The sequence below is a fragment of the Steroidobacter cummioxidans genome (assembly GCF_003104955.1).
Window position 1 is genome coordinate 1 of sequence record NZ_LSRW01000097.1, and the last position, 10,031, is coordinate 10,031.

At 57.2% G+C, this 10,031-nt stretch carries 12 protein-coding genes and 1 pseudogene; 2 read left to right on the forward strand and 11 right to left on the reverse strand.

Going from position 1 to position 10,031, the window contains the following annotated elements:
• The 3 genes from D0550_RS35750 to D0550_RS35105 form a co-directional block, all read right to left on the reverse strand.
• Positions 1 to 308 (reverse strand): hypothetical protein (locus D0550_RS35750; protein ID WP_206606660.1); only part of this gene is annotated, 308 nt, incomplete at its 3' end.
• 252 nt (positions 309 to 560) lie between these two features.
• Positions 561 to 2,075: an IMP dehydrogenase gene (locus D0550_RS31780; RefSeq protein ID WP_116813212.1), complete on the reverse strand. Its 1,515-nt coding sequence runs from the start codon at positions 2,073 to 2,075 to the stop codon at positions 561 to 563.
• Between the two features lie 4 nt (positions 2,076 to 2,079).
• Positions 2,080 to 2,235: a hypothetical protein gene (locus D0550_RS35105; protein WP_161966184.1), complete on the reverse strand. Its 156-nt coding sequence runs from the start codon at positions 2,233 to 2,235 to the stop codon at positions 2,080 to 2,082.
• Between the two features lie 254 nt (positions 2,236 to 2,489).
• Between D0550_RS35105 and D0550_RS31785 the strand changes: the two genes are divergently transcribed.
• On the forward strand, positions 2,490 to 3,077 hold the full coding sequence (locus D0550_RS31785) for a 3'-5' exonuclease (RefSeq protein WP_116813213.1): 588 nt from the start codon (positions 2,490 to 2,492) through the stop codon (positions 3,075 to 3,077).
• 80 nt (positions 3,078 to 3,157) lie between these two features.
• On the opposite strand, the gene D0550_RS31790 is transcribed toward D0550_RS31785, so the two are convergent.
• The 8 genes and pseudogenes from D0550_RS31790 to D0550_RS37315 all read right to left on the reverse strand — a co-directional run bounded on the left by D0550_RS31790 (position 3,158) and on the right by D0550_RS37315 (position 8,877).
• Positions 3,158 to 3,787, reverse strand: a complete 630-nt coding sequence (locus D0550_RS31790) for a 3'-5' exonuclease family protein (RefSeq protein ID WP_116813214.1) — start codon at positions 3,785 to 3,787, stop codon at positions 3,158 to 3,160.
• Positions 3,788 to 3,797: 10 nt separating this feature from the next.
• A complete protein-coding gene (locus D0550_RS31795) occupies positions 3,798 to 4,685 on the reverse strand; it encodes an HIT family protein (RefSeq protein ID WP_161966185.1) in 888 nt (295 codons plus the stop codon).
• A gap of 24 nt (positions 4,686 to 4,709) precedes the next feature.
• The gene (locus D0550_RS31800) at positions 4,710 to 5,738 is read right to left on the reverse strand and encodes a S66 family peptidase (protein WP_116813216.1); all 1,029 of its coding nucleotides are present in this window, start codon (positions 5,736 to 5,738) and stop codon (positions 4,710 to 4,712) included.
• Positions 5,735 to 6,553 (reverse strand): nucleotidyltransferase domain-containing protein, encoded by an 819-nt coding sequence (locus D0550_RS31805; RefSeq protein ID WP_161966186.1) that lies wholly within the window; start codon positions 6,551 to 6,553, stop codon positions 5,735 to 5,737. Before D0550_RS31805 ends, D0550_RS31800 begins: the two co-directional genes overlap by 4 nt.
• A gap of 37 nt (positions 6,554 to 6,590) precedes the next feature.
• Positions 6,591 to 7,064 (reverse strand): amino acid--tRNA ligase-related protein, encoded by a 474-nt coding sequence (locus D0550_RS36610; RefSeq protein WP_322109854.1) that lies wholly within the window; start codon positions 7,062 to 7,064, stop codon positions 6,591 to 6,593.
• Between the two features lie 133 nt (positions 7,065 to 7,197).
• Positions 7,198 to 7,638: pseudogene (locus D0550_RS36615) on the reverse strand (asparaginase); the annotation flags it as partial.
• Between the two features lie 274 nt (positions 7,639 to 7,912).
• Positions 7,913 to 8,575 carry a 2OG-Fe(II) oxygenase gene (locus tag D0550_RS31815; protein WP_116813218.1) on the reverse strand — a complete coding sequence of 221 codons (663 nt, stop codon included), beginning with the start codon at positions 8,573 to 8,575 and terminating at the stop codon, positions 7,913 to 7,915.
• A 71-nt stretch (positions 8,576 to 8,646) separates the two neighbouring features.
• Complete coding sequence (locus D0550_RS37315) at positions 8,647 to 8,877, reverse strand: glutaredoxin family protein (protein WP_414717362.1); 231 nt, start codon at positions 8,875 to 8,877, stop codon at positions 8,647 to 8,649.
• A 487-nt stretch (positions 8,878 to 9,364) separates the two neighbouring features.
• Here D0550_RS37315 and nadC point away from each other — a divergent pair.
• A partial coding sequence (gene nadC, locus D0550_RS31825) for a carboxylating nicotinate-nucleotide diphosphorylase (protein ID WP_116813220.1) occupies positions 9,365 to 10,031 on the forward strand: 667 nt, incomplete at its 3' end.

Sequence of the window (10,031 nt, forward strand, 5' to 3'; positions counted from 1 at the left end):
GTCCTGATGGCAAAGCTCTCATTGTGTTGATAAACCTCGGAATGCAACACCATATCCTTGTTCAAAGGAACAGATGTGCAGTAGAAATTTTCCGCGGGGATAGGAACTACTACTTTTCGCTCTAGACCTTTCTCGCCATCACCCGGCGTTGCAGAGAACCAATTCCCTCGAACCAAATCGACAATATCGGCAGCTGTATACTCGGTAAAAAAAGAATAGCCAGTCCCAGGCCTATGTCGCGACAGAGCAAACTTGCTCCATCCCAGTGTGGGAGCATGGATCCCAGTCGCTATCTCCATATCCTTCATATTTCTTCCCTGCAGGCTGATTACTGGATCAACACTGATTGGTAAATCAAAATGAAGCTAGCGTCAATTCTGACGCCGAATCTCGTTTTTCTCTGGTGTGCTGGCAGCCGGCTGATACTCGAGCAGATAATTCAAGTACACGACGGCTCTACACCATTGGCGCGAGCGGTCCGGTTTGCCGCCGATGGCGTCAATTGTCACGGCGATGCCGGCGTGTGCGGCGGCATCTTTCGCAGGAGAGTAAGGAGTTTGCTACTCGTCTTCGAGGGCGGCGCGCGTTTCTTTGACCATGACGTCATGCGCGCCGCCTTCGTGAATGGTCACCGCTGACACTGCCGTGATGCGTGCGGTACGCTGCAGCTCAAAGATACTCAGGGCACCACAGTTGCACATGGTCGAGCGCAACTTGGCCAGCGTTCCGTCGAGATTGTCCTTGAGCGGGCCAGCATAGGGGACATAGGCATCCACCCCCTCTTCGAAGGCGAGCCCGTTCTTGGTGCCGCTGCCGTCGTCGTAGCGCTGCCAGTTGCGCGCGCGATTGCTGCCTTCGCCCCAATACTCTTTGACAATGGTGTGGTTGAGCCGCAGCTTGCGGCCGGGCGCTTCTTCGAAGCCGGCGAAATAGCGCCCCATCATCACGAAATCGGCACCCATCGCGAGCGCCAGGGTGATGTGATAATCGCGGGTGATACCGCCATCGGAGCAGATCGGCACGTACGTGCCGCTTCTCTGGCAGTACTCCTCGCGAGCGCGTGCGACCTCGATCACGGCTGTCGCCTGGCCTCGCCCGATGCCTTTCTGCTCGCGAGTAATGCAGATCGAGCCGCCGCCGATCCCCACCTTCACGAAATCGGCGCCGGCATCGGCCAGGTAATTGAAGCCCTCGCGATCTACCACGTTGCCCGCTCCGATCGGTGTCTGGGGATAGTTCACCTTCACGAATTCGATCGTGTCGGCCTGCCATTCCGAATAACCGTCGGAGGAATCGATGCACAGGATGTCGACGCCGGCCTCCACCAGCGCTGGCACGCGCTCGATGTAGTCGTGCGAATTGATGCCTGCACCGACGAGGAGTCGCTTCTTGTCGTCCACGAGTTCGAGCGGGAACTCCTGCGCAGCATCGTAATCCTTGCGGAAGACCATGTAGTGCAGGTGCTGCCGATCATCAATGACCGGCAGACAGTTGAGCTTGTGCGACCAGATCAGATCGTTGGCGGCTTCGAGGTCGATGCCGACGCGGCCGCATTTCAGGTTCGCGAACGGCGTCATCAGCTCGGTAACGGGCGTGTTCGGCGGCGTTCGTCCCGGCCGATAGTCCCTGCCGGCAATGACGCCGACCAACCGGCCCGTAGGCGTACCGTCTTCCGTCACCGCGACAGTGGAGTGTCCGGTCCTGCGCGTTGTCGCCAGCACGTCGGCCAGCGTCGCCGACGGGCGAACGTTGCTGTCGCTGACCACGAAGCCGGCTTTGTGGCTCTTCACGCGGCGTACCATTTCGGCTTGCGACGCGATGGATTGCGAGCCGAAGATGAAGGCGAGCCCACCGGAGCGCGCAAGTGCGATGGCCAACTTGTCGTCGGAGACGGCCTGCATCATCGCGGAGGTGATCGGAACTTTGATGCTGAGAGGGACGGCGCTGCCGCGTGGAAATCTAACTAGCGGAGCGGTCAGGTCGACAGCGGAGGAGACGATTCCCTTGCGAGTGAGATTGGGAACCAGGAGGTATTCGCCGAAAGTACGACTCGGCTCGTCGTATATATGCGCCATGCGACTATATACAGCAAAGCGTCTGCTCGATCAACGGCATGGCCAAGGCCGTCAGCGTGCGCTCGAGCCCGACGCCGATCAACGTCATCGAGCTCATGCGGGCGTGTGCTTCCTGATCCCAGCAAGCTTGCAAGATGCAATCCGCCAAACCCCTGATCATGCGATGCTTCTTTGCCGTGACGGTTTCCTCGCGTTCGATGATGCGTGCCCCTCGCGTTGAGCGTCACTGGCTGCGCGGACCAAGGCGAATCCTGAACGCTCCCAACAGTTCATAATCGGCCAGTACTTTGCTGGCGGGCGTGTTGGCAAGCCTTCAGTCATTGGACGCCGCTCGTTGAGCTGCGCTCGGATCTGATGTATGAGCTGAATTGAAATCGGTTTCCCTGCCGCATTTGTTTGCAACGTTGAATATTCATGAGCGAGATGAAAACGTACACGAGCGTGACAGATCTGGAGGATGTCAAATATCTTCTGGTTGTCGATTTGGAAGCCACTTGCAGTGACGATGATTCGATCCCTCATGAGCAAAGAGAGATCATCGAGATCGGCGCTGCTCTACTGGAATCGCCGAGCGCCGTGAAAATAGATGAGTTTCAAAGTTATGTGCGACCTTTGAGACACCCAAAGCTCACACGGTTCTGTACCGACCTTACAGGAATAGGACAATCGCAGGTTGATGAGGCGCAGATTTTTTCAGATGTGATCGAACGCTTCAAGAACTGGTTGGGCGACCGGAAGGATGTTCTTTTCTGTTCCTGGGGGATGTATGACAGGAAACAGCTCGAGCGTGATCTGGCCTACCATCACATGACATTGGATGGTTTGGAAAAACATCTGAATATCAAGCAATGCTTCATAGACACGGCCAAGCTTCGATACAGGCCCACCTTGCCTGAAGCATTGAGTGAAATTGGTTTGAGTTTTGAAGGAGACCTGCATCGGGCTCTGGTCGATGTTTCGAATACAATAATTCTTCTACGCCACTGCTTGGCCAGGAGCTAAGTGTTGTGCGACAGGTCAAAAGACCGCGAACCGGGCGCTGCAGTGAATCCGCAGGGCGCCAGATCGAGCCAGCCCTCCTGCTACGTGCGCGGCCTGCCTGACGCCGGAGATGGATCCGCGATGATCTGTCGTAGCCAGCGCCACGACAGCCACGACATGAGGGCGCCATAGCCAGCATCATGCCATTGAGGCGTGCGCCCGTAGGCTAGAAGCGCATGATGTTCCGCTACCCGCTGAGCCATGGTCTTCCACTGCTCGAAGCTCTTGGGTTGGTCGTTATACGTCTTTGCTGCATCGAGCGCGTGGCACAGGGAATCGATCTCGACAGATCGGTGGCAAAGAAAGGTACTCGCGAAGGTCGGCAGCGTTCGCGTAACAAACGACAGATCGAACCAGGACACACCCCACCCGACGATGATCACGCTCTTCGGGGCGATCTCGAGCTGCTCGAGCCAGGCACATAAGGCTCGGTCCACGAGTGCTGCAGGTTCTCCAATGTGCAGATCGTCAGGTGCGATCCCAATCGCACGCAGGCTTTCGGCATCGTACTGCGCGTCCCGCCATCCTATTCGCGCCGAGAAAACCTGATCGCCGCAGATACAAACGCCTATCTGTATCATGCGATGCGTATCGACATCCGGACCGCTGGTTTTACAGTCGAGACCGACGAATGACTTCGCGGTCGACGAAGCACCGTCGGAGCGGCTCACACAAAGTGGACTATCCACCACGGAGTTCATGGGCAATTTTCTCCCGGATGGCAGTGGGCATCGTGGGGATCTCCAGCAAGCTCGTATACTTGTACGGCACGTTATCGAAGCGCGGCACCAGCTCGACGCAGTAGTGGAAGTCTATTTGTCCGGCGATGGCTCCCAAGTCCCACCAGATATTGAGACCGTCCGGGTCGTAGGTGCGCTCGATCGCTTTCGCGGTCGATTGGATGAGCTTCACCAGCTCGACCTGCTCGTCCCCCGTCAAACTGTCCGGGCCTGGTATGCATCGGCGTGACGCAATCACCGCGCTGCCCCGGGCGCGACAGCGTTCTGGCACGATTGCAACGAAGTAATCTGCCGCATCGAGCACGACGCAGCTCGCATCCTGGATCTCGCGACAGACTCGACATTCCGATGGCCGCATCTCTCTGGCAGCCGCGAGGCGTGTCGGAGGCGACCGCACCGGGTTCATTAGTTTCTTTGACAGCGCGGTAAGGTCATCGGGTCGCGCGATCTCGAGCGTTCGGCTGCTGACGAATGTATACGGCTGGTCTGCGTACCTCGGAATTACCTGGACATGCGCGTGGGGTTCCGATTGACCCGCAGCGACGCCGCTGTTGCAAAAGACGTGAATTCCGTCCACGGTCAGAGCGCTCTGCAGTCTCTCGCTCATCGCCAGCGCCAGATCGAGTATCGCGCGCGCTTCAATTGCTGTGAGCTCGGAAAAGGCGTGCACGTGGCGCCGTGGTGCAATCAGGGTGGCTCCGCTCATGCGCTGACGCGGATTGAGCAACGCGACAGCATGCTCTTCTTCCACGAGCGGAAACCACTGTAGCCGTCCGGCGATGCATTCGCAGAAGCGGCAAAAGGGAGCGTCAGGAAAGCGATACGGCATGCGGCGATCCATCCATGAACCGGTTCATGACGCGGCAGCCTCCTCGATGACGAGGCGAGCATCTGCACCGCGTGCGTCAAATGTGGTGAGGCACCCGATCGGCATTGTGAGCATCGGCTCAGAGTGTCCGAGATCGATGTCTATTGCGATTGGAATGTTGCGGTATCCAATGACATCCATGACCACGTCGGCCAACGAGACTCCCTCCACGGGAAGCGCGTCGGGACACCGGCCGATCATGACTCCCGCGGCGCGCGTAAACACATCGGCATCACGCAGGTGTACCAATGCGCGATGAAAGCGTGGGATAAAAGCTTCCGCGCCGTTCGCCTCCAGGAAAACGATACGGTCGACAAAAGACGGGCAGTAAGGAGTGCCGATCAGCATATTGATCGTTTCGACATTTCCACCAACGAGTCGGCCCCGAGCGAACCCGTGCTGGATGACGGACCAGGTGGCGTCGTGCCGAGCAGCATGGTGAGCGCTGAGTTTCGCGTCATTCCAGTCTAGTCGTGGATGGATCCAGAAGCCTGGCGAGCGCAGCTCGCGCGGCTGTGTGGAGCCACCGATTGCGTGCAGGAAGTGAGCTTTGCATTCCGGCAACGGCCCTTGCGGATCTCCCCATTGGGGCAGCAACGCAGGGCCGTGTAACACGACCTGCCCCGTCCTGGCATGCAAAGCCGCCAGCAGCGCGGTCGCATCGCTGTAGCCGCAAATCAGCGTGGGATGGCGCGACAGCAAATCCCAGTCCACAAATCTAAGGACCTCGTTGGAGTTGAAACCGCCGATCGATGTGATGACGAGCTTGACGTCGGGATTCGCGAACATCTCGTGCAATTGAGCCGCGACTTGTGCCGGAGCCATCGCCCGGTAACCGACTTTGTCTTTCACATTCGGCCGATTGTGAACACGACCGTTCACCGCCTCTTGCAGATTGGTGATCGCGCGCTCTGTGCGGCCTGGAAACGCATGAACAGTCGCGGCCGCCGGGCTCAGTATTCCGATTCTCGAACCCGGAGTGAATCTTTGCGCGCGTTGCAGGGGGATGGTCATGGCCGAAGCGGAGTCGTAGATATGGTCTGCATCGACGCTTGAATGTGCTCCCACACGCGCTCGAGAATGGGCGGCAGATGCGGGAATGCGTTCTCTTGCAACTGCAGCTCTTGCCGGGTGAGCACGTAAAGCGCCTCGAGACACGCCAACAGCTTGTCTTTTTCCAGAGCATCGGGATGTGTCTCACGCAGAGCCGTGACCAGCGCCTCGGGCAATCGCGACTCGATCCTCCTGTGCCCGCCCTGGGGAAAGCCGAGACGATGCAAGATCACTGGTAACAGTGCATTCTCTCGAGCGTAGTCGATCGCCCGTGCGCCCGCGAAATACTCGCCGCGGGCGATTCTGGCAAAGCTATACCAGAGCCAGCCGCACATCTTCTCCAGAAGGACCCGCGCGTCCACCGATACATCGACCGTAAACGTCACGCGCCCGAACCTGTTCTCCGGATCGTGCAGTTTGATTGGGAGCGTCGGTAGCGCGAGCACGTCCCCAGCGACGATCATGGATGCATCCACTTTGACCATCCGCCCCTGGTGCGTGATATAGGCGACGTACATATTTGATCGGCCGAGATGCGACGCATCGAATTGCACCAGCACATCTCCGATCCGACCTGTGATGGCACCGAACTGCTCGGCAGTAAGCCTAGCTTCACCTGGCGGGTCTCTCACGCACACGAGATCCAGGTCCGAGTACTCGTCGCATTCCCCAGACGCGACACTCCCGAATATTCCCAGGCTGAAGTCATCACGCTCTCTTGCAACGTCGACACAGCACTGCAGCGCGCGCTTCTGCGGCTCCGGCAGTGAACGCAACAACGCGTTCAGTTCTGGGTGATCGATGCCCATCTCACTAAGGGATGATCGAGTAGCCGTTCATTCGAGGCAGTAGTTGCAGATCGCGGATATCCGAGTGCGAAAGCAGCCACAACAGATATCGCTCCACCCCCATGCCGAATCCCGATGTGAGCAAGGGCTTCTGGTCTTTGAGATCGATGTACCACTGGTAGGCACCTTGCTCCACCTGGTGCAAATCCAATGCTCTTCTGACCTGCGCACCGTCAGAGTGCCGTTGACCCAGCCCGATCACTTCACCCACCCCGATCAGCAGGTCAGCGTTGCACGCGCTGCCGTCCTCGGCGAATGCCTGGTAGAACGGGACCGCGAGATGATCCCAGTGCGTCACCCAGACTGCTCCGCCACAGTACCGCATCAACTCTCTCTCGCCTGCGCGGTTCAACGTCCTCCAATTCTCCATCCGGATGACGTATCTCGAGTCGTCCCTCAGGATGCGAGCCGCCTCCTGAAACGTCAGTCGAGGAAAAATTCGCGCGACCCGGACAGAGAATTACATCAAGATGTGATGTACCTATTCCTGCGGTTCCGAGCTCGCCCTGGAATCGCTCGAGTACCGCCTGCGTCACGTAACGAAAGTAGCTCTCTGCTACGTCGATCTGATCCTCGAGCCCGAGGCAGAGCTCTGCCTCGCTGTGATAGAACTGCGAAAGGTGAGTTTCGTCCGCCGACTCCCCGCGAAAAGACGGCATCACGTAGTAACACCCTTCCGGATGGAACCTGCAGCCGTACTCCAGCATGAACTGCATTGAATCTGCCAGGTAGGTCCGTTGGCCGAACAGATCGATCTCGACCGGGAGCGAATCGCTGCCGAGGCCCATCGGGCTGGAAATCGCATTGGTCGTGATCGGCAGGTGGAGCGTAATGCAGTCACGCCGTCGCCAGAAATCCATCGTGGCAACGGAGACGAGGTTTTGGATCCCCACGACGATCTTGAACCACGGATCATCGAGTATCTGCAGAAACCTCGCGGGGTCCTGCCAGCGGCGCGCGAAAGCACCGGGTTCGAGCGTTGCTGTTCCCTTCTCAGCCAGGCACTGGTTCATTGTCCTTCTCCTTGTGACACAAGCTGCTTCGCCTCAGCCCTTGATACTTGAAACAGCTGTTTTGAGTATCCGTGACTCATCACGACGATACAAGCGATCGACCTCAGTCGCGAAACTCGCCGATGGAAGAAATAGCGCTTGCCCTGATGTTCCCTTCGAGAATCTTGAAGAGCGAGCCAGGATCTCTTCAAGAAAAAATCCCGCCCGCTCGTTCAATCGCCGGTCACCAGGAACCATGGGAACATTGCGACCCAGTGTTCCCACCGAACCCGATTTATAAAATTAGATTGGTTCGTCTGTAGAGAAGGTCGAAACGGAGGACATACTTCTCACCTTTGGTAACCTCCTTCCCTTCATGAAGCAGCTGATCCTGGAACCCCAACACCAGGCCCTTCTTGGGCTGAATTACCCTGCCGTAGTCCAAGAAAACCGTCTCGCCACCTTCAAAATCGTCGTTGAGATAAACAAGAATCACCGCACGCGTTCTCTCGTTGTCGTTCTTTCTCCACGGGTGCTCACAATGCGGCTTGAAATACTGGCCCGGAGTATACTTATAGAGACGAATGTACTCCGATGGGCCTATCAGCACATTGCTCCCGAGATAAACTGGCGTGTTCGTGCCGAGGCGACTCGCCCCGTAGAACATTTCGAAGGCCAGGTCCTTATCCCATATCTCCAATCTACTATTGTTCCGGAAGTCGTTTTTATTCTGAGGTCCGTCTTTGGTAAACAACGTTCCGTCGGTGTACTCGTGCTTGGACTGAAACTCTCTCAACCACTGGTCGCAAATCTCCGGCTCAATAGAGTGCCTCCAGATCAGGGCCGCGTCATAAAACACATCCTCTGAGCTGACCCTCTCATGCATATCGATGGAACATCCAGCCAGCTCCAGGTTGTTCTCGATCAACCGCTTCCTCATCGATTCTTCATAACTCATCGCTATTCACCAACTGTCCGTGTGGGTTTCGCGGCCAACCGCCGGCCATAAAGATCCTTTGGGACGGGCCCTCATCCCAGGAATTTGAGCAATTCCTCTCTACTGATATCACCCACTTTCATCTCCTTGGTACCCACCTTATGCAGGACGGGGACGCTGCGGATGCCCAGGGCTCTGGCCCGATTCGTAACTTCAGGGGTGTCCATGTCAACCACTGACGCCTCGATGCCCATTGATTCGAGTATTTCCCGAACGCGCTTACAGCGCGAGCACCCGTCTCTTACATACAACTCCAATTCCATCTGGCTTGCCCCCGCAATGTCGCTGACTTCTAAACGAACTTCCAACACAGCAATTTCATGCTGTTATTAGAAAAAATCGTAGCTGCTTCCGGCTGTGTAGTAAATCATGTCGCACGCGGCAGGTATCCAGTCTGCGGGCGTCGTCGCGCAGCGTTTCCCCGGAGGCAACCTACCGCGACCGACGCACAGGTGATGCCGCGGCCGATCTCCCTGGCGCATTCGGTGATGAACGCCACGCTGTCTCGGGCGCCCTCCCCTTCATTGCACACCGCAAGACACTAACGTCTTGAATACAAAGCTCTTCGGCCAAAAGCGGCCACTGACTGAATCTGGCGAGCAATCAGCCCGTCGCAGGACGGACGGCACCGCGCGGCTCAATATTCCTTCAAAGCACATATATCGTTATTGTTATCGTCTGGAAACAGAATGGTGAGCCCCTGTCATCGCTTGGCGAACAACGAATCCGACGCGGGTTCAGGAGAGAGTAATGGAGCTTCCTGCTCAAATTGATTCTCAGTGGCTGATTGCAACACTCCAGACAGCGCTTCGCGAGGATATTGGATCTGGCGACCTCACAACCGAAGCGACCGTCAAGGACAGCCAGTTCGCGCACGCGCGTATCGTATCGAAGCAAGCCGGCGTTGTTTGCGGTGGCTGGGTAGCGGAACAAGTATTCAAACTGGTGGACCCGCTGCTTGAAATCCAGATTTTACGTCCCGATGGGACGCGAGTCGCTCCGGGAGATTCGATCATCGAACTTGGCGGTCGAGCCCGCAGCATTGTTACCGGGGAACGTGTCGCCCTGAACTTCCTGCAAAGGATGAGCGGAATCGCAACCTACACCCGGAAGATCTGCGACATCGTTTCACAATACGAGGCCCACATTCTGGACACCCGAAAGACCGTGCCGGGACTGCGCGCGCTGGACAAGTATTCGGTGACACAGGGCGGTGGACACAACCATAGGCTGGGCCTGTATGACATGGCACTCATCAAGGAGAATCACGTCGCTCTCGCGGGCGGCGTCAGCAACGCAGTTCAACGGGTAAGGGACAGAATGCTTGCTCTTGGCAAGACAGTTCATATTGAGGTGGAAGTGGAGACGAAGGACGAATTCTTGGAAGCCGTTCGTAGCGGTGTCGATTACGTCATGC